Source organism: Streptomyces sp. SX-6 (genome assembly GCF_059089585.1).
In genome coordinates, this window is record NZ_JBTHHU010000015.1 from 100238 (window position 1) to 126481 (window position 26244).

21 protein-coding genes are annotated in these 26244 nt (G+C 72.7%); 15 read left to right on the forward strand and 6 right to left on the reverse strand.

Going from position 1 to position 26244, the window contains the following annotated elements:
* Positions 1–6: 6 nt before the first annotated feature.
* From ACV530_RS19900 to nudC, 4 genes are all read left to right on the forward strand, one after another.
* Positions 7–3273 carry an ATP-dependent helicase gene (locus ACV530_RS19900; protein ID WP_494333892.1) on the forward strand — a complete coding sequence of 1089 codons (3267 nt, stop codon included), beginning with the start codon at positions 7–9 and terminating at the stop codon, positions 3271–3273.
* A gap of 34 nt (positions 3274–3307) precedes the next feature.
* Positions 3308–6772, forward strand: coding sequence for an ATP-dependent helicase (locus ACV530_RS19905; protein WP_494333893.1), 3465 nt, complete (start codon positions 3308–3310; stop codon positions 6770–6772).
* 61 nt (positions 6773–6833) lie between these two features.
* Positions 6834–8237 (forward strand): dipeptidase, encoded by a 1404-nt coding sequence (locus ACV530_RS19910; RefSeq protein WP_494333894.1) that lies wholly within the window; start codon positions 6834–6836, stop codon positions 8235–8237.
* A gap of 58 nt (positions 8238–8295) precedes the next feature.
* A complete protein-coding gene (nudC, locus tag ACV530_RS19915; protein WP_494333895.1) occupies positions 8296–9225 on the forward strand; it encodes an NAD(+) diphosphatase in 930 nt (309 codons plus the stop codon).
* A gap of 8 nt (positions 9226–9233) precedes the next feature.
* On the opposite strand, the gene ACV530_RS19920 is transcribed toward nudC, so the two are convergent.
* Positions 9234–9476: a mycoredoxin gene (locus tag ACV530_RS19920; RefSeq protein WP_494333896.1), complete on the reverse strand. Its 243-nt coding sequence runs from the start codon at positions 9474–9476 to the stop codon at positions 9234–9236.
* A 153-nt stretch (positions 9477–9629) separates the two neighbouring features.
* Here ACV530_RS19920 and ACV530_RS19925 point away from each other — a divergent pair, with 153 nt between their 5' ends.
* From ACV530_RS19925 to ACV530_RS19945, 5 genes are all read left to right on the forward strand, one after another.
* Positions 9630–11834 carry an ATP-dependent DNA helicase UvrD2 gene (locus ACV530_RS19925; RefSeq protein WP_494333897.1) on the forward strand — a complete coding sequence of 735 codons (2205 nt, stop codon included), beginning with the start codon at positions 9630–9632 and terminating at the stop codon, positions 11832–11834.
* A 141-nt stretch (positions 11835–11975) separates the two neighbouring features.
* Positions 11976–12281, forward strand: coding sequence for a hypothetical protein (locus ACV530_RS19930; protein ID WP_494333898.1), 306 nt, complete (start codon positions 11976–11978; stop codon positions 12279–12281).
* A gap of 131 nt (positions 12282–12412) precedes the next feature.
* On the forward strand, positions 12413–12772 hold the full coding sequence (locus ACV530_RS19935; RefSeq protein WP_494333899.1) for a WhiB family transcriptional regulator: 360 nt from the start codon (positions 12413–12415) through the stop codon (positions 12770–12772).
* Positions 12769–13095, forward strand: coding sequence for a putative WhiB-interacting protein (locus ACV530_RS19940; protein ID WP_494333900.1), 327 nt, complete (start codon positions 12769–12771; stop codon positions 13093–13095). The genes ACV530_RS19935 and ACV530_RS19940 overlap by 4 nt, the downstream gene beginning before the upstream one ends.
* Before the next feature lie 120 nt (positions 13096–13215).
* Positions 13216–13422, forward strand: coding sequence for a hypothetical protein (locus ACV530_RS19945; RefSeq protein ID WP_494333901.1), 207 nt, complete (start codon positions 13216–13218; stop codon positions 13420–13422).
* A gap of 16 nt (positions 13423–13438) precedes the next feature.
* On the opposite strand, the gene ACV530_RS19950 is transcribed toward ACV530_RS19945, so the two are convergent.
* Both ACV530_RS19950 and ACV530_RS19955 read right to left on the reverse strand, forming a co-directional pair.
* A complete protein-coding gene (locus tag ACV530_RS19950; RefSeq protein WP_494333902.1) occupies positions 13439–14803 on the reverse strand; it encodes an ABC1 kinase family protein in 1365 nt (454 codons plus the stop codon).
* Between the two features lie 42 nt (positions 14804–14845).
* Positions 14846–16063 carry a ThiF family adenylyltransferase gene (locus ACV530_RS19955; RefSeq protein WP_494333903.1) on the reverse strand — a complete coding sequence of 406 codons (1218 nt, stop codon included), beginning with the start codon at positions 16061–16063 and terminating at the stop codon, positions 14846–14848.
* Positions 16064–16270: 207 nt separating this feature from the next.
* Here ACV530_RS19955 and ACV530_RS19960 point away from each other — a divergent pair, with 207 nt between their 5' ends.
* The gene (locus tag ACV530_RS19960; protein WP_494333904.1) at positions 16271–16867 is read left to right on the forward strand and encodes a M48 metallopeptidase family protein; all 597 of its coding nucleotides are present in this window, start codon (positions 16271–16273) and stop codon (positions 16865–16867) included.
* A 56-nt stretch (positions 16868–16923) separates the two neighbouring features.
* On the opposite strand, the gene ACV530_RS19965 is transcribed toward ACV530_RS19960, so the two are convergent.
* Together ACV530_RS19965 and ACV530_RS19970 are read right to left on the reverse strand one after the other, a co-directional pair.
* Positions 16924–17460 (reverse strand): NUDIX hydrolase, encoded by a 537-nt coding sequence (locus ACV530_RS19965; protein WP_494333905.1) that lies wholly within the window; start codon positions 17458–17460, stop codon positions 16924–16926.
* Complete coding sequence (locus tag ACV530_RS19970; protein WP_494333906.1) at positions 17457–18926, reverse strand: zinc-dependent metalloprotease; 1470 nt, start codon at positions 18924–18926, stop codon at positions 17457–17459. The genes ACV530_RS19965 and ACV530_RS19970 overlap by 4 nt, the downstream gene beginning before the upstream one ends.
* Positions 18927–19130: 204 nt before the next feature.
* Here ACV530_RS19970 and ACV530_RS19975 point away from each other — a divergent pair, with 204 nt between their 5' ends.
* From ACV530_RS19975 to ACV530_RS19990, 4 genes are all read left to right on the forward strand, one after another.
* A complete protein-coding gene (locus tag ACV530_RS19975) occupies positions 19131–20255 on the forward strand; it encodes an SDR family oxidoreductase (protein WP_494333907.1) in 1125 nt (374 codons plus the stop codon).
* Positions 20256–20320: 65 nt separating this feature from the next.
* On the forward strand, positions 20321–20794 hold the full coding sequence (locus ACV530_RS19980; protein ID WP_494333908.1) for a molybdenum cofactor biosynthesis protein MoaE: 474 nt from the start codon (positions 20321–20323) through the stop codon (positions 20792–20794).
* A gap of 142 nt (positions 20795–20936) precedes the next feature.
* The gene (locus ACV530_RS19985; RefSeq protein ID WP_494333909.1) at positions 20937–21107 is read left to right on the forward strand and encodes a hypothetical protein; all 171 of its coding nucleotides are present in this window, start codon (positions 20937–20939) and stop codon (positions 21105–21107) included.
* 109 nt (positions 21108–21216) lie between these two features.
* A complete protein-coding gene (locus tag ACV530_RS19990) occupies positions 21217–22311 on the forward strand; it encodes a YlbL family protein (RefSeq protein ID WP_494333910.1) in 1095 nt (364 codons plus the stop codon).
* Positions 22312–22550: 239 nt separating this feature from the next.
* Here ACV530_RS19990 and ACV530_RS19995 read toward each other — a convergent pair whose 3' ends face one another.
* Positions 22551–23144: a PPA1309 family protein gene (locus tag ACV530_RS19995; protein ID WP_494333911.1), complete on the reverse strand. Its 594-nt coding sequence runs from the start codon at positions 23142–23144 to the stop codon at positions 22551–22553.
* A gap of 146 nt (positions 23145–23290) precedes the next feature.
* Here ACV530_RS19995 and ACV530_RS20000 point away from each other — a divergent pair, with 146 nt between their 5' ends.
* Entirely contained in the window at positions 23291–26200 is a 2910-nt protein-coding gene (locus ACV530_RS20000) for a UPF0182 family membrane protein (protein WP_494333956.1), read from the forward strand.
* Positions 26201–26244 lie beyond the last annotated feature (44 nt).

The following is a 26244-nucleotide window of genomic DNA, read 5'->3' on the forward strand; positions in this document are numbered from 1 at the left end:
ACCCACGTGAGCTCAACCCCTTCCACCGGACACGCCGGCGTTCCCCAGCGGGCGCGCCGGTCGTCGTCGGGTGCGTACCGCCTCGTCCGTAACGGGCCGGGCCGGGTGGCCCCCCCTGTGCTGGACGCCAGGCAGCGCGCCGTGGTTGAGCACGGGGCGGGACCGCTGCTGGTGCTCGCCGGGCCGGGCACGGGCAAGACCACCACGCTCGTCGAGGCCGTCGCGGAGCGGGTGCGCCGGGGCACCGACCCGGAGCGGATCCTCGTACTGACCTTCAGCCGCAAGGCCGCTGTGGAACTGCGCGACCGGATGGCCGCGCGGCTCGGCGGTGCGCAGGGGCCGCAGGCGACGACTTTTCACTCGTACTGTTACGCGCTGGTGCGTGCGCATCGGGACGTCGAGCTGTTCGCCGATCCGCCGCGGTTGCTGTCCGGCCCCGAGCAGGACGTCGCCGTGCGCGAACTGCTCGCCGGGCAGGCCGAGCTGGAGCGCGAGGGGCGCGGGGCGGTGCGCTGGCCTGATGAGCTGCGGGCCTGCCTGACCACGCGCGGCTTCGCGGACGAGGTCCGCGCGGTCCTCGCGCGCAGCCGCGAGCTGGGGCTCGGCCCCGACGCGCTCGGCGCCTTCGCCGCCCGTACCGGCCGGCCCGACTGGGGTGCGGCGGCGTCCTTCCTCGCCGAGTACCTGGACGTGCTCGACGCCCGGGGGGTGATCGACTACGCCGAGCTCGTGCACCGGGCCGTGCTCCTCGCCGAGCGGCTGGGGGCGGGGGTGCGGGAGTACGACGTTGTTTTCGTCGACGAGTACCAGGACACCGATGCCGCTCAGGCGCGGCTGCTGCGGGCATTGGCCGGGGGCGGGCGCACGCTTGTTGCTTTTGGTGATCCCGATCAGTCGATCTACGCCTTCCGCGGTGCCGATGTGAACGGCATCCTCGACTTCCCGCACGCCTTCCCGCGTGCCGACGGCTCGCCCGCGCCTGTCGAGGTGCTGACCACCTCGCGCCGTTCCGGCGCCGCCCTCCTCGAGGCGACCCGGCAGCTCACCCGCCGGATGCCGCTGACCCGGCTGCCCTCCGGCGCCGTCCGCGCCCACCGCGAACTCGCCGCCGTCCGGGAGAGCGGCCGGGTGGAGGCGTACACCTACCCGACCGCCGGCGCCGAGGTCGACAACATCGCCGACATCCTGCGCCGCGCCCACCTCGAGGACGGGGTGCCGTGGGGCGGGATGGCCGTGCTCGTCCGCGCGGGCGCGCGCTCCATACCGGGCCTGCGCCGCGCCCTGACCTCGGCGGGTGTGCCGGTGGAGGTCGACGGTGACGACCTGCCGCTGCGCCACGAACCGGCGGTGGCCCCGCTGCTCGCGGCCCTGCGGGCGGCGGCCGAGGCCGCGGTGGACCCCGAGACCGCACTCGGCCTGCTCACCTCGCCCCTCGGCGGCATGGACGGCACGGACCTGCGCCGCCTGGGCCGTGCCCTGCGCGAGGAGGAGCGTGCCGCGGGTTCCGCCGTGCCGCGTCCTTCGGACGTCCTCATCGCCGAGGCGCTCGCCGAGCCGGAGCGCCTCGTGGCGCACGACCCGGCGTACGCGCGGGGCGCGCAGCGGCTCGGCGCGCTGCTCCGTACCGCGCGCGAGCTGCTCGCCCACGGCGGCACCGTCGAGGACGCGCTCTGGGCGCTCTGGAACGGCACACCCTGGCCCGAGCGCCTCGAGCGGGCCGCACACCGCGGCGGCGCCGCGGGCCGCAACGCCGACCGCGACCTGGACGCCGTGTGCGCGCTGTTCGAGACCGCCGCCCGCACCGAGGAGCACACCGGCGCACCGGGCGCCCTCCTCTTCCTCGACGAGCTGGACGCCCAGGACATCGCCGCCGACACCCTGAGCCGCCGGACCGTACGGCCCGATGCCGTACGGCTGATGACGGCGCACCGCTCCAAGGGCCTGGAGTGGCACCTCGTCGTCGTCGCGGGTGTACAGGAGGGCCTGTGGCCCGACCTGCGCCGCCGAGGCTCGCTGCTGGAGGCCGACCGCATCGGACGGGACGGGATCGCCGAGCCCCTCGGCCACGGTGCGCTGCTCGCCGAGGAGCGGCGGCTGTTCTACGTGGCCGCCACCCGTGCGCGGGAGCGGCTGGTCGTCACGGCCGTCAAGGCCGCCGCCGAGGACGGCGACCAGCCGTCGCGGTTCCTCGCCGAGCTCGGCACCGAGCCCGTCGACGTCACCCAGCGGCCCCGCCGCCCCCTCGCGGTCGCCGCGCTCGTCGCCGAGCTGCGCGCCACCACCGTCGACCCCGCCGCCTCGGACGACCTGCGCGCCGCCGCCGCCGAACGGCTCGCCCGGCTCGCGGCGCTGCACGACGACGAGGGGCAGCAACTCGTCCCGTCGGCCCACCCCGACCGGTGGTGGGGCCTGTACGAGACCACGCACAGCGCGGTGCCGCTGCGCGACCGGGAGCTGCCCGTCGCGCTGTCCCCCTCGGCCGTCGGTCAACTCGCCGACACCTGTTCACTCCAGTGGTTCCTGGGCCGCGAGGTGAAGGCGGACGCCCCCGCCACCGCCGCCCAGGGCTTCGGCAACGTCGTGCACGTGCTCGCCGACGAGGTCGCCTCCGGCCGCACCCCGGCCGACCTCGCCGTGCTGATGGAACGCCTCGACACCGTCTGGGACGCGCTCGCCTTCGACGCCCCCTGGAAGTCGCGGCAGGAGAAGGAGAACGCCCGGGCCGCCCTGGAGCGCTTCCTGCGCTGGCACGTCATGGAGCGGGGCGGCCGCGCGGCTGTCGCGACCGAGCACGCCTTCGACGTCACGCTCAAGGCGGACGACTACCGGATCCGCGTGCGCGGCTCCATGGACCGCGTGGAACAGGACGCCGGGGGACGCGCCTACGTCGTCGACTTCAAGACCGGCAAGAGCGCCCCGAGCACGCAGGAGGTCGCCCGCCATCCGCAGCTCGCCGTCTACCAGCTCGCCGTCGAACAGGGCGCCGTCGACGAGGCCTTCGGCGGCGTACGCCCGCGGCCCGGCGGCGCCGAGCTCGTCCACCTGCGGCAGGGCGCGGCGAAGAGGGACGGCGGCGAGACCCTGCCCAGGGTCCAGACGCAGGGCTCGCTGGAGGAGGGGCCCGAGGGGGAGTGGATCGGCGACCTCCTCGCCACCGCGGCCGGCCGGGTCCTGGAGGAACGCTTCGCCCCGAGCCCCGGCCAGCACTGCGGCCTCTGCGCGTTCCGCGCCTCCTGCTCCGCCCGGCCCGAAGGCCGCCAAGTGGTGGAGTGAGCCGGTTGTCAGTGGTGCCCGCTAGGTTTTTCGCGTGACCCCGCGCCTGACCGATCCCGAGCAGCTCAAGGAGCTCCTCGGCATCCCCTTCACCACGGAGCAGACGGCCTGCATCACCGCGCCGCCCGCCCCGCAGGTCATCGTGGCCGGCGCCGGGTCGGGCAAGACCACCGTGATGGCCGCCCGCGTCGTCTGGCTGGTGGGCACCGGGCAGGTCGCGCCCGAGCAGGTCCTCGGGCTCACCTTCACCAACAAGGCGGCCGGCGAGCTGTCCGAGCGCGTGCGCAAGGCCCTCGCCGAGGCCGGAATCACCACGGATGCCTCTGACGGCGACGAGGACGGTCTGCCCGGCGAGCCGCAGATCTCCACCTACCACGCCTTCGCCGGGCGGCTCCTCAAGGACCACGGCCTGCGCATCGGCCTCGAGCCCGACGCCCGCCTGCTCGCCGACGCCACCCGCTTCCAGCTCGCCGCCGGCGTCCTGCGCGCCTCCCCGGGCCCGCACCCCGCGCTCACCCGCCCCTTCGGCGACCTCGTCTCCGACCTCCTCGCCCTCGACGCCGAGCTCGCCGAGCACCTCGTGGAGCCGGCCCGGCTGCGCACCCACGACACGGAGCTGCTGGCCGCCCTCGAGAGCACCAAGCTCTCCAACGCCGACCTGCGCAAGGTGCCGGAGGCCGCCCGCGCCCGCCTCGACCTGCTCGGCCTGGTCGAGGCGTACCGCGCCCAGAAGCGCGGACGCGGCCTCCTCGACTTCGGCGACCAGATCGCCCGCTCCGCCGAGCTGGCCGAGCACCGCCCGGAGGTCGGGCGGATCCTGCGCGAGCAGTTCCGGGTCGTCCTCCTCGACGAGTACCAGGACACCTCCGTCGCCCAACGGCGGCTGCTGGCCGCGCTGTTCGGCGGCGGCACGGGCCACGCGGTCACCGCCGTCGGCGACCCCTGCCAGGCGATCTACGGCTGGCGCGGCGCCTCCGTCGCGAACCTCGACGACTTCCCCCGCCACTTCCCGCACGCCGACGGCAGCCCCGCCCGGCGCCAGGCCCTCGGCGAGAACCGGCGCAGCGGCGGCCGTCTCCTCCGCCTCGCCAACGGCCTGGCCGCCGAGCTGCGCGAGCGCCACGAGGGCGTCGAGGCGCTGCGCCCCGCCCCCGGCGCCGAGCACGACGGCACGGTGCGCTGCGCACTGCTGCCCACCCAGGCCGAGGAGCTGGAGTGGCTGGCCGATTCGCTGGCCCACCTGGTGCGCACGGGCACCCGACCGGGTGCGGTCGCGGTGCTGTGCCGTACGGCGGCCGACTTCGCCCGGATCCAGGGCGCGCTCGTGGCGCGCGACCTCCCGGTCGAGGTCGTCGGCCTGTCCGGGCTGCTGCACCTGCCGGAGATCGCCGACCTGGTCGCGGTCTGCGAAGTGCTCCAGGACCCCACGGCCAACGCCGCGCTCGTCCGGCTGCTGACCGGGCCGCGCTGGCGCATCGGCCCCCGCGACCTGGCCCTCCTCGGCCGCCGCGCCCGCACGCTCGTGCCGTACGGCTCCGGCGGCACGGACCCGGAGCGGCGGCTCGCGGAGGCCGTCGAGGGCCGCGACCCGGCGGAGGTCGTCTCCCTGGCCGACGCGCTCGACACCTTCCTCACCGGCCTCACCAGCGAGGCGACAGACGACGGCCTGCCGTTCTCCGCCGAGGCGCGCGTCCGCTTCGCCCGGCTCGCCGCCGAACTGCGCGACCTGCGGCGCTGCCTGGCCGACCCGCTGATGGACGTCCTCCACCGGGTGCTGGCCACCACCGGCCTGGAGGTCGAACTCTCCGCCTCGCCGCACGCCCTGGCCGCCCGCCGCCGAGAGACCCTCGCCCGGTTCCTCGACATCGCCGCGGGCTTCGCCGGGCTGGACGGCGAGGCCGGGCTGCTCGCCTTCCTCGGCTTCCTGCGCACCGCCGTGCAGTACGAGAAGGGCCTCGACAGCTCGCTCCCGGGCGGAGAGGACACCGTCAAGATCCTCACCGCGCACAAGTCCAAGGGGCTCGAGTGGGACGTCGTCGCGGTGCCGGGGCTCGTCGCCAAGACCTTCCCGAGCGAGCAGTCCCGCGACTCCTGGACGTCCCAGGCGAGGGTGCTGCCGCACGCCCTGCGCGGCGACGCCGACACCCTCCCCGACGTCGCGGAGTGGGACGGCAAGAGCCTGACCGCGTTCAAGGACGCGATGAAGGAACACCAGCGCATCGAGGAACTCCGCCTGGGCTACGTCACCTTCACCCGCCCCCGCTCGCTGCTGCTCGGCTCGGGCCACTGGTGGGGGCCGGAACAGAAGCGGCCGCGCGGCCCGTCCGGCTTCCTGCACGCCCTGCGCGAGCACTGCGAGGCGGGCCACGGCGAGATCGAGGCCTGGGCCGAGCCGCCCGAGGAGGGCGCGGCCAACCCGGCCCTGGAGCGGCCCGAGGCCGACCTCGCCTGGCCGCTCCTGCTGGACCCGGGCGCCCTGGCCCTGCGCCGCGCCGCGGCGGCCGAGGTCCGGCGCCGCCTTGAGCGCCTCTCCCTCCCCGGCTCCGAGCCGTCGGGGGCCCGGCCCGCGTACGACCCGGAGTGGCCGCCGGCCGACCCCGATCCCGATCCCGACTCCGAGGACGAGGACCTCGGCGATACCGACTGGGATGACCTGCCCCGAACCCGCCCGGTGCCCGGCGGTGACCCGGATGCTTCAGGCACGGATGAGCCGGGCCGCACCGGCCGCCTGTCCGCGCCGCGGCCCGACCCTGTCGGCCTGCCCGCCCCCCGGCGGGCGTCGGCGGACGACGACGTGGCGACCCTCACTCCGGAGGAGCACCGGCTCACCGCCTCGTGGGACCGAGACCTGGACGCCCTCGCCGGCGAGCTGCGCCGCGCCCGCGCGAGCGTGCACGAGGTGCTCGTGCCGCCGTCGCTGACCGCCTCGCAGCTGGTCCGGCTCGCCGCGGACCCGGATGGGTTCGCCCGTGAGCTGGCCCGGCCCATGCCGCTGCCGCCGCAGCCCGCGGCCCGCCGCGGCACCCGGTTCCACGCCTGGGTGGAGTCGCGCTTCGAGGCACTGCCCCTCCCGCTGCTCGGCCCGGACGAGCTGCCCGGCGGCGCCGACGACGAGCCCGAGATCGCCGACGAGCGCGACCTCGCCGCGCTCAAGGCCGCCTTCGAGCGCACCCCGTACGCCCGGCGCACCCCGCACCGCGTCGAGGCCCCGTTCCAGCTGGCCCTCGCGGGCCGGGTGATCCGCGGCCGGATCGACGCGGTCTACCGCGGCACCGAGCCCGGCACCTTCGAAATCGTCGACTGGAAGACCCACCGCGAGCACGGCGCCGACCCCCTCCAGCTCGCGATCTACCGCCTGGCCTGGGCCGAGCGGCACGGGATCCCGTTGCCCTCCGTCACCGCCGCCTTCGTCTACGTCCGTGACGGCACGGTCGTCCGTCCGCCCGATCTGCCCGACCGCGCGGCCCTTGAGCGGGTTCTGCTGGGGGAGGTGGCGTGAGCACGCCCCGGAGACGGATGTCGGTCCCGGTCACCTCGCGTGTCCGGATAGGCTCGATGGCATGAGCGAGACCCCGGACAGCGCCGTCCGCACGTACATCGACGCACACCGCGCCGCCTTCCTCGACGACCTCGCCGAGTGGCTGCGCATCCCGTCCGTGTCGGCCGACCCCGGCCGTGCGGCCGATGTGCGCCGCAGCGCGGACTGGCTGGCGGCGAAGCTCACCGCGACCGGATTCCCGACCGTGGAGGTCTGGGAGACCGCCGGTGCCCCGGCCGTCTTCGCCGAGTGGCCCTCCGGCGACGAGGGCGCCCCGACCGTCCTGGTCTACGGGCACCACGACGTCCAGCCCGCCGCCCGCGAGGACGGCTGGCACACCGAGCCCTTCGAGCCGGTTGTCAAGGACGGCCGGCTGTACGCGCGCGGCGCCGCCGACGACAAGGGCCAGGTCCTCTTCCACACCCTGGGGGTACGGGCCCACCTGGCGGCCACCGGCCGCACCGCCCCCGCGGTCAACCTCAAGCTGATCGTCGAGGGCGAGGAGGAGTCCGGCTCGCCGAACTTCCCCGCCCTCATCCGGGAGCACGCCGACCGGCTCGCCTGCGACACGGTGATCGTCTCCGACACCGGCATGTGGTCCGAGGACACCCCGACGGTCTGCACGGGCATGCGCGGTCTCACGGACTGCCAGATCGACCTGTACGGCCCGGACCAGGACATCCACTCCGGCTCCTTCGGCGGCGCGGTCCCCAACCCCGCCACCGAGGCCGCCCGCCTGGCCGCCGCCCTGCACGACGAGAACCGCCGCGTCTCGGTCCCCGGGTTCTACGACGGCGTCGTCGAACTCACCGACCGCGAGCGCGAACTCTTCGCGGAGCTGCCCTTCGACGAGGAGCGGTGGCAGCGCACCGCCCACTCGCACGCCACTCTCGGCGAGGCCGGGTACACCACGCTGGAGCGGATCTGGGCCCGTCCCACCGCCGAGGTCAACGGCATTTCGGGCGGCTACCAGGGCCCCGGCGGCAAGACGATCGTGCCTTCGGCGGCCCAGCTCAAGCTGTCCTTCCGCCTGGTCGCCGGGCAGGACGGGGAACGCGTCCAGCGGTCCGTGCGGGACTGGGTGGCCCGGCAGCTGCCCGACGGCATCCGGCACGAGATCACCTTCTGGGGCGCGACCCGCCCCTGCCTGACCCCGCTGGACGACCCGGCCCTCGAGTCCGTCGTCCGGGCCATGGGCCGTGCCTTCGGGCAGAAGATCCGCTTCACGCGGGAGGGCGGCTCCGGCCCCGCCGCCGATCTGCAGGACGTGCTCGGCGTCCCCGTGCTGTTCCTCGGCATCTCGGTGCCCTCGGACGGCTGGCACGCGCCGAACGAGAAGGTCGAGCTGGACCTTCTGATGAAGGGCGTGGAAACCGCCGCCTATCTGTGGGGCGACCTCGCCGCAGGGGGAGGGCGGACCGCCTGACAGGCGGTCCGCGCCCATGACGCACCATCACCATCCGCAGGGGGAGTTGGAAGCAGCCGTGACCACTTGGACCGAGTTCGCCGCCGATCAGCCGATCAAGCTGACCGGCGCCAGCGGCATCGACCGTGCCGCGCACCACCGCCTCGACGAGGCCTGGCTCTCCGCGGCGTGGAGCCACCCCTCGACGCGGGTGTTCGTGGTCTCCGGCGGCCAGGCGCTGATCGACGACACCCCCGACGGGCGCACCGAGCTCGTCATGACGCCCGCCTTCGAGGCGCCCGTCACCGAGACGCACCGTTACTTCCTCGGCGAGGACGAGGACGGCGTCGCCTACTTCGCCCTCCAGAAGGACGCGCTGCCGGGCCGCATGGACCAGTCGGCACGCCCGGCGGGCCTGCGCGAGGCGGGCCTGCTGCTGTCGCCGCGCGACGCCGGCCTGCTGGTGCACGCGGTGGCCCTGGAGAACTGGCAGCGCCTGCACCGCTTCTGCTCCCGCTGCGGCGAGCGCACCGTCATCGCCGCCGCGGGCCACATCCGCCGCTGCCCGGCGTGCGGTGCCGAGCACTACCCGCGTACCGACCCCGCCGTCATCATGCTGGTCACCGACGACCAGGACCGTGCGCTGCTGGGCCGTCAGATGCACTGGCCCGAGGGCCGCTTCTCCACGCTCGCGGGCTTCGTCGAGCCGGGCGAGTCGATCGAGCAGGCCGTGCGGCGCGAGGTCGCCGAGGAGGCCGGTGTGCCGGTCGGCGAGGTGGCGTACGTCGCCAGCCAGCCCTGGCCCTTCCCGTCCAGCCTGATGCTCGGCTTCCGGGCCCGTGCCCTGGCCTCCGACATACAGGTCGACGGCGAGGAGATCCACGAGGCCCGCTGGTTCTCCCGGGCAGAGCTCCGGGCCGCGTTCGAGTCCGGGGAGGTCCTGCCTCCCACGGGCATCTCGATCGCGGCCCGGTTGATCGAGCTCTGGTACGGCGAGCCGTTGCCGTAACGCGCCGCTCAGACGCCGATCTTGGCCTTGACCTGGGCCAGCGAGGGGTTGGTGAGCGTCGAGCCGTCGGCGAAGAGAACGGTGGGGACCGTCTGGTTGCCGCCGTTCGCCTTCTCCACGAAGGCCGCCGAGTCAGCGTCGAGCTCGATGTTGACCTCGTTGTACGTGATCCCCTCGCGGTCCATCTGGCTCTTGAGGCGTCGGCAGTAACCGCACCAAGTGGTGCTGTACATCGTCACGGCAGCGGACATGGATGCTCCTCCAGGGATGGCTTCGTGGTGGGTGGTGCTCCGTAGCTGGAACGTGCGTCGGCCGCCCACCATTCCCGAGCATTAGTACGACTGCGCTGCCGCGCCTGTGGACGACGTTCCCGGTCGTCCCCGCGGACCTGGCAGCATGGCGGGGTGACAGCAGCAACGCACTCCACCCTCTTCCCGCGTGTGCCGGACAGCCCGGACGCGGTGCTCGACGGGCTCGACCCCGAGCAGCGCGAGGTGGCGACGGCCCTCGGCGGCCCCGTGTGCGTGCTCGCCGGGGCCGGCACGGGCAAGACGCGCGCGATCACCCATCGCATCGCGTACGGCGTCCGTTCCGGTGTGCTCCAACCCGCGAGTGTGCTCGCCGTCACCTTCACCAACCGCGCGGCGGGGGAGATGCGCGGCCGGCTGCGCCAGCTGGGCGCGGACGGTGTCCAGGCACGGACGTTCCACTCGGCCGCGCTGCGCCAGCTCCAGTACTTCTGGCCGAAGGCCGTGGGCGGCGACCTGCCCCGGCTGGTCGAGCGGAAGGTCCAGCTCGTCGCCGAGTCCGCGGCCCGCTGCCGGATCCGGCTCGACCGCAACGAGCTGCGCGATGTGACGGGCGAGATCGAATGGGCGAAGGTCACCCAGACCGTCCCCGAGGAGTACCCGGCCGCCGCCGCGGCGTCCCGCCGCGAGGCCCCTCGCGACCCCGCCGAGATCGCCCGCGTCTACGGGATGTACGAGCAGCTCAAGCGCGAGCGCGGGGAGATCGACTTCGAGGATGTGCTGCTGCTGACCGTGGGCATCCTCCAGGACCGGCACGACATCGCCGAAACGGTGCGCCGCCAGTACCAGCACTTCGTCGTGGACGAGTACCAGGACGTCAGCCCCCTCCAGCAGCGTCTCCTCGAGCTGTGGCTGGGCGAGCGGGAGAACCTGTGCGTCGTCGGCGACGCCAGCCAGACCATCTACTCCTTCACCGGCGCCACCCCGGACCACCTGCTGGGCTTCCGCGCCCGTCACCCGCGGGCGACGGTCGTCAAGCTCGTCCGCGACTACCGCTCCACGCCGCAGGTGGTGCGCCTGGCCAACGGGCTGCTCTCGCAGGCCCGGGGGCGGGCCGCCGAGCACCGGCTCGAGCTGGTCTCCCAGCGCGAGGCCGGCCCCGAGCCCGGCTACACGGAGTACCCGGACGAGACCGCCGAGGCCGAGGGCACCGCGCGGCGCATCCGCCGCCTCATCGACTCCGGGGTCCCCGCGAGCCAGATCGCGGTCCTGTACCGCATCAACGCCCAGTCCGAGGTGTACGAGCAGGCCCTCGCCGACGCCGGGGTGGCCTATCAGCTGCGGGGGGCCGAGCGGTTCTTCGAGCGCCCCGAGGTGCGCGAGGCGATGCTGCTGCTCAAGGGCGCCGCCCGGGCCGGCCGGAGCACGGACCCCCAGCTGGCCGATGCGGAGGGGCTGCCCTCCCAGACGCGGGCGGTGCTGTCCACCCGCGGCTGGACTCCGGAGCCGCCGGCCGGCTCGGGGGCGGTGCGCGACCGCTGGGAGTCCCTGGCGGCGCTGGTCCGCCTCGCCGAGGACTTCACGCGGGCCAGGCCGGGCGCCGTGCTCGCCGATCTCGTCGCCGAGCTGGAGGAGAGGGCCGGCGCCCAGCACGCCCCCACGGTCGAGGGTGTGACGCTCGCCTCACTGCATGCCGCCAAGGGCCTGGAGTGGGATGCCGTCTTCCTGGTCGGTCTCACCGAGGGCATGATGCCGATCACTTACGCCAGGACGGACGAGCAGGTCGAGGAGGAGCGGCGGCTGCTCTACGTCGGCGTCACCCGAGCCCGGCACCACCTCACCCTGTCCTGGGCGCTGTCCCGTACGCCCGGCGGCCGTGCCTCCCGGATCCCCAGCCGCTTCCTGGACGGCCTGCGGCCCGGCTCCGGCACGCTCCGCCCGGGGGCCCCGGGGGCGGCACCGTCGGCGGCCGGCGGCGTCGAGCGCGGCGCCGCCGCCAGGAGGGCGCGGCGCACATGTGTGCGGTGCCGGGTCTGCGGGCGCACGCTCACGGAGGCGGGCGAGATCAAGCTGATGCGCTGTGAGGATTGCCCCTCGGAGCTGGACGAGGCGCTGCACGAGAGGCTGCGCGACTGGCGTGCCGAGCAGGCCCGGCTGCTCGGGCAGCCCGCCTACTGCGTCTTCACCGACAAAACACTGCTGGCCATTGCCGAGGCCGTACCGGGAACCGAAGCCGAGCTCTCGGGCATCTCAGGTGTGGGAGGGCGCAAGCTCGGCAGGTTCGGAGCCGACGTCCTGGCGCTGTGTGCCGGCCTCGAGCCGGCCGGGCGCGAGGGGCCGGAAAATTCTCCGGAAAAATAGTTTGCGTGGGTGGACGGCCTACCCATAGCCTTCCGAGCAGGGAAACAACGGCTCCTTCCGGAGCCGATGGCTCCGTGCTGGAATCAACCGAATGTGACGGATCACGATCCGTCCCCGAGACGCCGAGAGGAGGCGAGCCCAATGATCAGCTTCATTTCCGAGAACAAAATGACCGATCGCGAGGTCTTCGCCATGCGTCCGCTCGGTGCCGTCTCCGGTCTTCCGTTCGGTTCCTTCAATGGCACCGGTCTGTCCTTTGCTGCCCCGTCCCTGGTCAATGAGCGACCGACCAAGGCGTCCGAGGTAGCGGAAACGGCAGCGGCGGCACCGGCCCTGGCAGGTGCCCTTGCGTCGGCGACCGAAGGCGCCGGGTCCCTGACCGAGCAGTACCAGCACCACACGATGTGGGCCTTCCGTGGGCTCGAACCCTGGAGAGATCCAGCCTGATCGCGCGATCAGGTCGGCACCTTCCAGGGCCGCGGAACCCACACCGGGATCCGCGGCCCTTTTGTTTGTCCCCAAGCCCGGGGAACCAAGCCCGGCCACCAGCCGGAAACGACAGACGAGGAATGAACACCGTGCAACTCAGGACGCACACCCCGTCAGCCACCGACCTGATCCCCCCGCCCGTTCCCACGGAGGACACTTTGACTTCCCTCACCGCCCTGACCGACCTCGACGAGGCGATCGAGAACCTGGGCGTCCCCGTCCCGTGCCGCAGCTATGACCCGGAGGTCTTCTTCGCCGAGTCCCCCGCGGACGTCGAGTACGCCAAGGCGCTGTGCCAGACCTGCCCGCTGCGCGAGGCCTGCCTCGCCGGCGCCAAGGACCGCCGCGAGCCGTGGGGTGTCTGGGGTGGCGAGCTGTTCGTCCAGGGCGTTGTCGTGGCCCGCAAGCGGCCCCGTGGCCGCCCGCGCAAGAACGCCGTCGTCGCATGAACGCGCCCGGCACCCTCGACCGCCCCATGACGTACGACCCCAAGAAGCAGGACCCGACGATGCAGCATCCGACCTTCGAGCCGGACGGCTCCCAGATCCTCGCCCGTGACACAGCCGATGCGACTGCATCGCGTCAGAACAGGAACCTCGAAATGCAACTCTTCCCAGAAATCCTGGCCCGGGCCCAAATGCAAGACCGGCTCCGCGAGGCCGCTGCCGAGCGCACCGCGACGCGGCTCATCGTCGCCCGGCGCATGCAGCGCCGTGCCGAGCGGGCCTCGCTGCGTGCCCGGCGCGCCCTCGCCATGGCCGTCATGCAGTGAACAGCACTGCCCGGATGCCATCAGGCGGACCCTGAACGGGGCCGGTTCGAACGGACCGGCCCCGTGCCGCGTCGGGTGCGTTGTGCGCTCGTGAACGGCCCACGGGGATATCGTCTGGGAGTGGACCAGAAGACGCCTGATTCAGCGCAGTTGGACCCTGAGGCCACCGGGACCACCACGTGTGCCCGCTGTGGCGCCACCGCCGACGGTACGCCGCCGACCTGGACCTGCTCCGTCGAGAACGGCAGTCGCCGCTACTTCTGCGACGACTGCGCTCGCGCCAACCTCAGAGCGATCGAGGGCCGGCTCGACTCCTCCTGGTGGTGACCCCTCGGGGCCGTCCTCAGGCGGATGTCTCCTGACCGCGGCTGTCGGCCGCGAATCCGGGCACCCACTCCTCCATCTCGTCACGCAGCCGCACGGTCGCGCCGAGCTGGCACAGCACGCCTATGGTGCTGGTCGTCACCCGGTGGATCAGCAAGTACGCGGGCGGCAGATTGAGCTGTCGCGCCAGCTGATAGGCGGGAGAGCGGGGATCGGCGATCCGCGTCGCCTGCGCGCGCATCCACTCCCTGGTGAAGGTGAACGCCTCCGCCCGTGCGGGCTCGATGATCGGCAGCAGATAGTCCAGCACCGCCCCCGGGTCGAGCTCGATCTCCGGCTTGACGAATCCCTCGGCCCTCAGCAGCTCGTGGACCGACTCGGCGTCACCGTCCAGCGTCAGCCGCAGCGCGGTGCCTATCTGCGGCGGCAACCCCTGGGGCAGCCGGTCCACCGTGCCGAAGTCCAGCACCCCCAGCCGCCACTTCTCCGGCGGGCCGTCCGGGGCGTCCCCGGTCAGCAGCCGGAAGTTGCCCGGATGCGGGTCCGCGTGCAGCAGCCCCGTGCGGGTCGCGCCGGAGAACAGGAAGCGCGCCAGCAACTGACCGGCCCGGTCCCGCTGCTCCTGGGTGCCCTCCGCTATGACCTCGGACAGCGGCGTCCCGTCCATCCACTCCGTCACCAGCACCTGGTTGCCCTGGTGCACCACCTCCGGCACCGTCACATCCGGGTCACCGGCGAACTCCCGTGCGTGTGCGCTCTGGGCCCGTGCCTCCAGTGCGTAATCCAGTTCCTCGGACACCCGGTCACGCAGCTCGGAGATGAGGGGCTTGAGGTCCATGCCGGGGACAAGCGGCCCCAGCAGCCTGACAAAGCGCCCCAGTTGGGTGAGATCGGACAGCAGTGCATCGCCCGCCCCGGGGTACTGCACCTTGACCGCGACCTCGCGGCCGTCGTGCCAGACCGCTCTGTGCACCTGGCCGATCGACGCCGCGGCGGCCGGCTTGTCCTCGAACTCCTCGAAGAGATCCCGCCAGTCCGGGCCGAGCCGCTCCGCCAGCGCGGCGTGCACCGACGCGGTCGGCATCGGCGGTGCCGCCTCCTGAAGCTTGGTCAGCGCCGCCCGGTAGGGGCCCGCGATCTGCTCCGGGAGCATCGACTCGAAGACGGACAACGCCTGCCCGAGCTTCATCGCACCCCCCTTGAGCTGGCCCAGAGTTGCGAACAGCTGCTCGGCCGTACGCTGCTGCAGCTCCGCGGCGATCAGCTCCGCCGGCCGCCCGCCGATGCGCTTCCCCAGCCCGAGCGCGGTGCGGCCTGCGAACCCCAGTGGCAGCGCGGCCAACTTGGCGGTACGAGCGACCGCCTTGCGCGGTAGATCAGACATGCGCCCCTCCAACTAGCTGAACAGCCACGCCGCTGACGGCGGTTACCCGTGCATTCTCCCGTGCGGGACCCCCGAGGCCGAGGACCGCCCGGGACCGGCGGATCCCGCCGCACCGCACGAACACCGCGGATGAGCCTCGACGGTGCGGGAGGACCAGTGGGGACCCGGCAGCGCCAGCTCCAGGCGCACCCCCGCGTTCGCCATGGACCCGCAGTCGAGGAACGCGAGCGCCCACGACACGGTCAGCCCCGCCACCACCGTGGCCAGTGCCATGTCGCAAGACGGTACCCCCGCACGCCGGCCGGACCTCCACTGGGCAAGCATCCGTGGCCAGGCGGCGTCCTCCTCGGCCCGCCCCAGCTCCATGCAGCCCGCGCACGCGGACCAGCCGGGCAGCACCAGCGGCCCCACCACCCCGGTGGCCTCGGCAACTCCCGCGTACAGATGCGGCATCCCGGCGGAGACGAGATCCGTCGCCGCCGCGGGATCCGGTGCGTACGCCGCGAGCCCCTCGCGCGGCGCGAACACCGTGAGGGCCAGCGGCGGTTCGGGCCCCGCGCCCCCGGCCTTCCGCTCCCCGGGGCCGCCGCGCGCCCGGTCCCGGGGCAGGGGCAGCGGCGCGGCCTGCCGCACCACCCGCCGCGCGGCGGCATCCCGCCGCTCGCCCTCCCGGTCGGTGCCCAGCCCGCCGGGCCCCACGTCCCACGGCTCGACACAGCCGCCGTCCACCACGTCGACCCGGCCCACCCCCGACGCCGAGAGCAGCGCCGCGACGGCCGCACCCACCCGGCCGGCGCCCCGCACCTGCACCCGGGACTCCTGCCGCGCGGCCATCAGCCGCATCGCCGCACCCGGCTCCGGATACAGCACGGACAGCGAGGCCAGATCCGGCCGCAGCCGCTCCAGTGCTCCGCCGCGGCTCCGCAGAGCGGCACCGCCCTCGCCGCCGCCGCGCGAGTCGTCGAGCAGCCCGGCCCGGGCCAGCCGCCCCACCACCGCGTCGGCCCGCCCCTCGGGCAGCGCCATGGCTCTCGCTTCCTCACGCAGCAGCGGCAGGCCACGCGTGCCGTCCAGCAGGCCGAGGAAAGAACCCGTCGCGGTGTCCACCGGCGAGACCACCGCCGCGTGCGCCCGGGTCATCCCGAACTGCACGGTGTCGCGGCTGCGCCAGGCGCGCCGCAGCGCGGGCTTGATCACCGGATGTGCCGAGTCCGGCAGTGCAACCGCCTCCGGCGCGACCTCGCACACGTTCGTCTGCATGTCTCCCCCTCGAACCCCTCGAACCCCTCAAGCCCTTGAACCCCTCGAATCCTCGAGCCGGATTCAGCATGCACGTCCCGGGCGATGACCGTGCGCAGTTATCCACAGGCAGTCGGTGATTGTCGTATGAATGGTCGTGGCGCGGGTTTCTTCGCCAACCCGGCGGCGGGCGGGACTTCACGTGCCGCCAGCGGGTAACGTCGGGGCGTGCCCGTCGACCCACTGCACAGTGCCGCAAGACCACCGCGCAGCGCCTCGAGCCCGTTGGCCAAAGGCGCCGAGGACAGCGCGGTCGAGGTCCGTCGGAGCGCACGCCGTCGCAGAACCGTCTCCGCCTACCGCGAGGGCGACCGCACCGTGGTCCTCATCCCGGCCCGTATGTCGGACGCGGAGGAGCAGCGGTGGGTTGGCGTGATGCTCGAGAGGCTCGCTGCGCAGGAGAGCAAGCGGATGCTGGGCGACGCCGAGCTGGCGGACCGTGCCGAGCGCCTCTCGGAGCAGTACCTCGGGGGCCGCGCGCGGCCCGACACGGTGCGCTGGGTCACCAACCAGAACACCCGTTGGGGGTCGTGCACCCCGGCGGAGGGCAGCATCCGTCTTTCGCACCGGTTGCAGGGCATGCCCGAGTACGTCGTGGACTACGTCCTCCTCCACGAGCTGGCGCATCTGCTCGTACCCGGCCACGGCGCCGCCTTCTGGCAGCTGCTGGATGCGTACCCGCGCACCGAGCGTGCACGCGGGTACCTCGAAGGTGTGGTTGCCGCCGACCGGCTGCCGCACCTGCCGGCCGCTCGCACAGAGTGAGGTGAGGTCCGGGGCGGTTTCCGCCCCGGACCTCACCCCGTTCGCCTACGGCTCGTCTACAGCCGGGCCCGGGTCTGCTGCACCAGCCGCACGACCGATGCATCGGCGACCGAGGCCACCTCGTCGTACGGGAACCAGCGCACGTCCAGCGACTCCTCGCTGACGGCCGTCACGGCGCCCTCGGGTGCGAGCACCGCGTACTGCACGTCCAAGTGCCAGGCGCAGGGCGTCCGGTGACGGTCCAGCCGTATGGGGCCGCCCGGCAGGAGGGTCAGCCCGGTGGCGATGCCCGACTCCTCCGTGGCCTCGCGCAGTGCGGCACCGGCGAGCGTGGCGTCCTGCGGCTCGCAGTGGCCGCCCGTCTGCAGCCACATCTGCAGCTTGCGGTGCAGGGTGAGCAGGACGCGCCCGCCGACCGGGTCGACGATCAGGCCGCTGGCCGTGATGTGTCCGTCGCGGCAGGCCTTCCACATGCCGTCCGGGTGGGCCTCCAGGTGGTCGAGGTAGGCCAGCCGGAGGGCCTCCTGCGCGGGGTCACCCGACGAAGCGGTCCACTCCTTGAGCACCCGCTCCGCGTCGTCCCGAAGCGTCACTTGCCGCCCTCGGAGTCCGCGGAGCCTTCGGGGCCCTTGCTGTCCGAGGGGCCCTCGCCGTGCGAGCCCTTCTCCGGCTCGCCGGGCTTCGGCGCGCCACCGGCCGCCTCGCCGAGCATCTTGTCGAGCTCGGAGAAGTCCAGGTGCTCGCGGTGCACGAAGCCGTCCGGGTCGTCCAGGTCGGCCGCGGTCGGCAGCATGTCCGGGTGCTCCCAGAGGCCGTCACGGCCCTCCAAGCCGCGTGCGTCCGTGAGCGAGGCCCACAGCCGGGAGGCGTCGCGCAGACGGCGGGGCCGCAGCTCCAGGCCGATCAGCGTGGCGAAGGTCTGCTCCGCGGGGCCGCCGGTGGCCCGGCGCCGGCGCAGGGTCTCGCGCAGGGCGTCGGCGGACGGCAGGTGCGGGGCGGCGGCAGCGTGCACGACGGCGTCCACCCAGCCCTCGACCAGCGCCAGCGCGGTCTCCAGACGGGCGAGCGCGGCCTTCTGCTCCGGCGAGTCCTCCGGCTGGAACATGCCCTGCTGCAGGGCCTCCTGCAGCTGCTCGGGGTGGGTGGGGTCGAGCTGGCCGACCACGTCCTCGAGCTTGGCGGTGTCGACCTTGATGCCGCGGGCGTAGCCCTCGACGGCGCCGAACAGGTGCGAGCGAAGCCACGGCACGTGCGCGAAGAGCCGCTGGTGGGCCGCCTCCCGCAGAGCCAGGTACAGCCGCACCTCCTCCTGCGGGACGCCCAGGCCGGAGCCGAACGCCTCGATGTTCAACGGCAGCAGCGCGGCCTTGCCGGCCGGGCCGAGGGGCAGGCCGATGTCGGTCGAGCCGACGACCTCGCCCGCCAGCACGCCCACGGCCTGGCCGATCTGGGTGCCGAACATGGCGCCGCCCATGGAGCGCATCATGCCGATCAGCGGGCCGGCCATGGCCTGCATCTCCTCGGGCAGGACGCTGCCCATGGCCGCACCGACGCGCTCCGCGACCGGGTCCACCAGCTCCTGCCACACCGGCAGGGTCGCCTCGACCCACTCGGCGCGGCTCCAGGCCACCGCCGTGCCGGAGCCGGACGGCAGCGAGGTGACGCCGTCCAGCCACAGGTCGGCCAGGCGCACGGCCTCCTCGACCGCGGCGCGCTCGCCGTCCGTGACGCTCGCGTCCTTGGAGCCGTCGGCGGTGCCCTGCGCGACGGTCTGGCGCGCGATGTTCTTGGCCATCTCCCAGTTCACCGGGCCGCCCTCGTACGAGAGCATCTGGCCGAGCTGCTGGAAGGCGGCGCCCAGGTCGGACGGGTTCATGTTCATGGAACCGAACATCGCGGCGAACGGATTGTCGCCGCCTGCGCCCGGTCCGAATCCGAAGGGATTCACCGGACCCTGTCCGTGGTCGCCGCCACCCTGGTCACCACCCTTCTTCTTGCCGTTGTCGCCGTCTTCCGGCTTCTCCGGCGGAAGACCGAATCCGAATGGGGTGTCACTCACGGGTTTCCTCGGCTCGTAGGGCCACCGGCTCACGACCGGCGGCGAATGCCCGACAACACCACCCAGCGTAGACACCTCGGCCGTATCCGGGCTTGGTGCTTCGCCGACCCGGGGCCTGCGGCAGGATGGACGTCACCTGGTACGTACGGGTCATGACACACGTGGTGACGCGTACGCACTGAAGACAACCGCTGGAGACGCCCGGTGAGTTCCCCCGACCGAGAAGTTCGCGCAGCGCGAAACGGTTCCGCGCGAGACAGTACGAGCCTGCACGGCCGACGGCCCGTGGTCGCCGTGACCGGTGCCGCGAGCGGTGTCGGCGCGCTGCTCACGCGGCGGCTCGCCGCGTCCGAGGAGGTCAAGCACGTCGTCGCCATCGACGAGCGGCGCGGTGATGTGACCGAGGCGCAGTGGCATGTACTGGACGTACGCGACCCGGTGATCGCGGAGAAGCTGCGCGGCGCGGACGTCGTCGTCCACCTCGCGCTCGACCTCGACCTCGAGACCGACGCCGCCGCCCGTACCGCCTACAACGTGCGCGGCACCCAGACCGTGCTGACCGCCGCCGCGGCGGCGGGGGTGCACCGGGTGGTGCTGTGCACGTCGGCGATGGTCTACGGGGCCCGCCCCGACAACGACGTCCCGCTCGCCGAGGACGCCGAGCTGCGGGCGACGGCCGAGGCCACCGGTGTCGGCGACCTGCTGGAGATCGAGCGCCTCGCCCGCCGGGCCCCCCGCGCGCACCCCGGCCTGAACGTCACCGTGCTCCGGCCGGCGGTGCTGGTCGGCGGCACGGACACCGCGCTCACCCGCTACTTCGAGTCGCCGCGCCTGCTGGTGGTGGCCGGCTCGCGGCCCGCCTGGCAGTTCTGCCATGTCGAGGACCTGGTGAGCGCGCTCGAGTTCGCCGCCCTGGAGAAGGCCGAGGGCGAGCTGGCGGTCGGCTGCGACGGCTGGCTGGAGCAGGAGGAGGTCGAGGAGCTCACCGGCATCCGGCGCATGGAGCTGCCGTCCTCGGTGGCGCTCGGCGCGGCCTCCCGGCTGCACCGGCTGGGCCTGACCCCGTCCCCGGCGGGCGACCTCGAGTACACGATGCACCCCTGGGTGGTCAGCGGGCACCGGCTGCACGACGCGGGCTGGCGGCCGCGGTGGACGAACGAAGAGGTCCTCGCGGAGCTGCTGGAGGAGGTCGCGGGCCGGCACACGGTCGCGGGGCGCCGCCTCGGCCGCAAGGACGCCACCGCCGCGGGCGCCGCCGGTGCCACGGTCGCCCTGCTGGGCACGGCCGCGCTGGTGCGCAGGGCGCGCAAGGCCCGCCGCAGGGCGTAGGCGGGGGCCGTACGCCGGGGGACGGCGGGGTCCCCGTGGCGGGGCGTATACGGCACGATGGGCTCATGGTGCGTACGTACGATCACCCGGGCGAAGCCGCGGCACCGGATCCCGTCCGGCTGCTGGCGGTCCGTGACACCCCGCTGTCCGTGGACGAAGTGTTCGCGGCCGTCGGGGACGACGCCGCGGGCGGCACCGCGCTCTTCGTGGGCACGGTGCGCGACCACGACGGCGGCGCCGACGTCGAGCGGCTCGCCTATTCCGCGCACCCCTCCGCCGAGGCCGAGCTGAGACGGGTGGCGGAGAAGGTGGCGGCGGACTTCCCGGTGCGGGCGCTCGCGGCCGTGCACCGGGTGGGGGAACTGGCCGTCGGTGACCTCGCGGTGGTGGTGGCGGTCTCGTGCCCGCACCGGGCCGAGGCGTTCGACGCGTGCCGCAGGCTCATCGACGACCTCAAGCGCGAGGTGCCGATCTGGAAGCACCAGCGGTTCGCGGACGGGACCGAGGAGTGGGTGGGGGCGTGCCAGTCCACGGCGTAGTCCACGGCCACAGCCACGACCACGTTCACGGACGGATCGCTTCCGGTTGCGTAACCGGCCCCCTCACGTGAGCGTTGAGACGGCAGGCTATTAATCTGCTCATCGGTCAGTTAACGATGGTGTAAAGGGGTCGGAGGCCGGCATGGCGGCGCTCGCGTGGTTGCTGATTCCGGTTGCCGCGGCTGTGGTGGCCGCCCTGTGGGGAAGTTGGGCGGCCAGAAACCGCAAGAGCGGCGACGTTGCGGAGCTCGCTGGGTACGAGAAGTTCCGTGAGGCGATGGAACGCTCGGACTCGGGGCCCGGTTCGGCCTGAGGTCCTGCGCCGGATGCGCAGGACCCGCCGAGACGGGGGACGCAGGGGCCCTGCCCCGTACGGACCGCCCCGGGAGTGGACTGTCGGACCCGTCCCGTACTGTCGTTCCATGCCCCGGCGCACCGCGACGATGCTCGCTTCCCTCCTCATGCTGGTCGCGTTGCTCTGCGCCGGCGTGCTGATCCCCGTGCCGTATTCGGAGATGTCGCCGGGGCCGACGGTCAACACCCTGGGCGAGCACGGCGGCGAGCCGGTGATCCAGATCTCCGACCGCAAGACCTATCCGACCTCCGGGCACCTCAACATGACGACGGTGCGGGTGACTGGGGCGCAGTACCGGATGAATCTGGTGGAGGCCGTCTACGGCTGGCTGAGCCGCGACAGCCTGGTGGTGCCGCACAGCACGCTCTATCCGGAGGACAAGTCGCAGGACGAGCTGAACCAGGAGACCGCCGAGGAGTTCAGCCAGTCCCAGGAGAGCGCCAAGGTCGCGGCGCTCAAGCAGCTGAAGATCCCGGGCGTCGGCACGCACGTCGTGGTGTCGTCGGTGGTGAAGAACAGCCCGGCCGAGGGGCGGCTGCACGCGGGCGACGTGATCAAGTCGGTGGACGGCGCGGAGGTCGGGCAGCCCGGTGACGTCGCCAAGCTCGTCACCAAGCACCAGCCGGGCCAGAAGGTCACCTTCCGGGTGATACCCGCGAAGGAGGCGACCGCCGCCGAGAAGGAGAAGCGGCAGCCCACGGCGGAGGAGACCGTCACCCTCACGACGGCCCAGGCTCCCGGGGACAAGCGGGCGATCGTCGGCATCCAGGCGGGGTCGGCGCACACCTTCCCGTTCCCGATCAACATCAAGCTGGCGGATGTCGGCGGGCCCAGCGCCGGGCTCATGTTCGCCCTCGGCATAGTCGACAAGCTCACCCCTGGCGGCGACCTGGCGGGCGGCAAGTTCATCGCGGGCACGGGCACGATCGACGACACCGGCAAGGTCGGGCCGATCGGCGGGATCGAGATGAAGACCGTCGGCGCGCGGAACAAGGGCGCGCGCTACTTCCTGACGCCCAAGGACAACTGCGCGGCCGCGGCCAAGGACACCCCGTCGGGGCTCAGGCTCGTCAAGGTCGACACGATAGGCGACGCCCTCGCGGCGCTGGAGAAGATCCGCAAGGGCGACGACGCCGCCCTGCCGGGCTGTTCGGTGCGCTGAGCCTGGCCGGCGGATCTTCGCCTCATGGGCGCGGTCGGTTCGGCACCGCAGGATTCCGCCGTCGTGGCTTATCACGTGGCTTATCACCGCTGCGGCGGAGACGATGCGGGGCTCCGGCCCCGCACCCCGAGGCCTCCGGCTCCTGAGTGGGCGGCCACTGTGCCGCGCGGCGAAGGCCGCCGGACATCTCCCGGAGCGCGTCCGCGCGGCAGGGGCCCCGTCCCCAGGTCCCGGCGTCCTCAGTCGGCGAAGGTCACGGACAGCGCCTCGGCCAGCCCCGGCACCAGGTCCGGCCCCGTCAGCACCTCGGTCGGCGAGTCCTTCTCGCGCAGCCGCACCGCGGACTCGCGCGCCCCGTCGCGCAGCACCGCGACCGTCATCCGGACCTCCTGCCGGTCCGGGTGCCTGGCCACCCACTTGGCCAGCTGCTTCTCGTTCATCCCGTGCGGCACGGAGCCCTCCGCGGACGGCGGCAGCATCAGCCGCTCCACGGTCAGGGCGCACCCGACCACGGCATCCGGCCAGGCGATCGTGCCGAGGAACTTGTCGAGGGCGGTGCCAGCCGGCAGCTCGTCCTGCTCGATGGGGGTGAAGGACGGCGCGGAGGAGGCGTCCTGGGCCCCGTCGAGGCCGAGCTGGGCGGCCAGCGCGGGCTCCTGGGTGCGGAGCCGCGCGGTGTCGACGAGGGCGAAGAGGCGGGCGGGCTGGTCCCAGCCGAGGCCGGAGGCGTACTCGTCGATCTCGAGCACGGCGCGGGTGAGCGGGCTGGCGGCCATGGGGGTGCCGGGGTCGGGCAGGTTGGGAAGGCTCGGGAAGCCGGAATTGCTGGACATGCTCAATATCGTGCCCTGCCCGGGGCCGAAACCGGGAACCGAGTAAGCCCTCGGTAAGTTGCCACACTGGGGTCCTACTATCCCCAGGGCCCCGATCGACAGCCCCACTGACAGCGAACTTCGAGGTGCGCACCTTGGCTTTCCAGATGCCGGACCGCGGCGGAGGCCCGACAGGGCCGCGGATAAGAGTCGGCCGGCCGTCCCGGCGCGTCCGGACCCTGCTGATGACCTTGGGCGTGCTGGCAGCGCTGGCCATGCTCTTCGTCATGTTCGCCGGGTTCTGGACCGATTGGCTCTGGTATCGATCGGTGCACTACTCCTCGGTGTTCACCACCACGCTCGGTACCAAGATCGGTCTCTTCGCGGTCTTCGGGCTGCTGATGGCCCTGGCGGTGGGGCTCAACATCTGGCTGGCACACCGGTTGCGCCCGCCGCTGAGCGCCATGTCCGTGGAGCAGCAGAGCCTCGACCGCTACCGGATGAGCATCGCCCCGTACAAGCGGTGGGTGCTGCTGGCGGTCACCGCGATGGTCGGGCTGGTCGCCGGCGCGTCCGCCGCGGGGCAGTGGCGCACCTGGCTGCTGTGGATCAACGGCGTCCCCTTCCACCAGCAGGACCCGCAGTTCCACAAGGACATCTCCTTCTACACCTTCGATCTGCCCTGGTACCGCTTCCTGCTGAGCTTCGGCTTCGCGGCGGCCGTCCTGTCGCTGATCGCCGCCGCGCTCGTGCACTACTTGTACGGCGGGCTGCGGCTGACGAGCCCGGGCGAGCGCGCCACCGCGGCGGCCACGGGCCATCTGTCCGTCCTGCTCGGCGTCTTCGTGACCCTCAAGGCGGTTGCCTACTGGCTGGACCGCTACGGCCTGGCCGTGAAGTCCAGCGGGCTCAAGTCGACCGAGGGCTGGACGGGTCTGCGGTATGTGGACGCCAACGCCTATCTGCCGGCCAAGACGATCCTCTTCATCATCGCGCTGATCTGTGCCGTGCTGTTCTTCGCGACGCTCTGGCGGCGCACTTGGCAGCTTCCGGTGATCGGCTTCGGGCTGATGGTGCTCTCGGCGATCCTGATCGGCGGGCTGTACCCGGCGATCGTGCAGAAGTTCCAGGTCCAGCCGAACGAGCAGGCCAAGGAAGCGCCGTACATCAAGAAGAACATCAACGCCACGCGCACGGCGTACGGCATCGACGGCGCGGAGGAGAAGGACTACGCGGGCGCGAGCGACATCAAGGACAAGGACAAGCAGAAGCTGCGCGCCGCGGCCGACTCCACGGCCAGCCTCCGCATCCTCGACCCGAACATCGTGTCCCCGGCGTTCCAGCAGCGCCAGCAGGGCAAGGGGTACTACCAGTTCCCGTCCACCCTGGACGTCGACCGCTACAAGATCGACGGCAAGGAGCAGGACACGGTCATCGGTCTGCGCGAGCTGAACCTCAGCGGCATCCCCGAGCGCAACTGGATCAACGACCACTTCAAGTACACCCACGGCTACGGCGCCATCGCCGCCAAGGGCACCTCCGCCGACAGCCAGGGCGAGCCCGACTATCTGGAGCGGGACCTGCCGACCACCGGCAAGCTCGGCTCGTACGAGCAGCGGGTGTACTACGGCGAGAAGACCACGCAGTACTCGATCGTGGGCGGCCCGCAGGAGGAGCTGGACTACTCCAGCGACAAGGGTGAGCGGAGCTACAGGTTCAAGGGCAAGGGCGGCGTGAGCCTGTCCAACCCGGTCAACCGCGCGGCGTACGCCGTGGCCTTCGCCGAGCCGCAGATCCTCTACTCGGGTGCCATCGGCGACGGTTCGCGGATCCTCTACAACCGCACGCCCAAGGAGCGCGTCGAGGCGGTCGCCCCGTGGCTGACCATCGACGGCGACTCCTACCCCGCGGTGATCAACAACCGGATCCAGTGGGTCGTGGACGCCTACACCACGTCCAACGGCTATCCCTACGCCTCCCGGACGACCCTCGGCGACTCCACCGCGGACTCGCTGACGACCGGTCAGCGGGCGGTGGTGGCCCAGCAGAACCAGGTCAACTACATCCGCAACTCGGTCAAGGCCACCGTGGACGCGTACGACGGCACGGTCACGCTGTACCAGTGGGACCAGCAGGACCCGGTGCTCAAGACGTGGATGAAGGCGTTCCCGGGCACGGTGAAGCCCAAGACGGCGATCAGTGACGACCTGCTGAGCCACCTGCGCTACCCGCAGGACCTCTTCAAGGTCCAGCGCGATCTGCTCACCCGCTACCACGTCAAGGACGCGGAGACGTTCTACACCGGCAGCGAGCGCTGGCAGGTGCCGGACGACCCGACGAACAAGTCGGACCACGCGGTGCCGCCGTACTACCTGAGCATGAAGATGCCGGACCAGAAGGAGCAGACGTTCTCGCTCACGACGACGTTCACCCCGAACCGGCGCGACAACCTCGGCGCGTTCATGGCGGTGGACGCCGATGCGAAGAGCGACGACTACGGCAAGATCAGAATCCTCAAGCTGCGCTCCGACCGGACGGTCTCCGGCCCCCGGCAGGTGCAGAGCAAGTTCAACGGTGACACCGAGATCGCCAACAAGATCAATATCTTGAAGCGGGGCGACTCGGAGATCGAGTACGGCAACCTGCTCACCGTGCCGCTCGAGGACGGGCTGCTCTATGTGGAGCCCGTCTACGTCCGGGGTGCGGGGGCGAACTTCCCGCAGCTGAAGAAGGTGCTGGTCACCTACGGCGAACGGACGGCGTTCGAGGACACCCTGCCGCAGGCGCTCGACGTGGTGTTCGGGGTGAAGGGCTCGTCGCCCCCGCCGCCCGGTACCACCCAGCCGCCGGGCAAGCCCTCGGGCCAGGACGCCACCGTGCAGCAGGCGCTCAAGGACGCGCAGGACGCGTGGGACGCGTCGCAGAAGGCCCTGGAGGACAAGGACCTGACGGCGTATGACAAGGCCCAGAAGGCCCTGAAGGACGCGCTGGACCGGGCGAGCAAGGCCGAGAAGGCGGCCGCCGAGAAGGCCGGCGACAAGGACGGCGGCCGGAAGGAGGGCAAGCCGGGCAGCTGACCCGGGCCCCGCCCCGCGCTCGTGGTACGGTTGTGCCACAACAG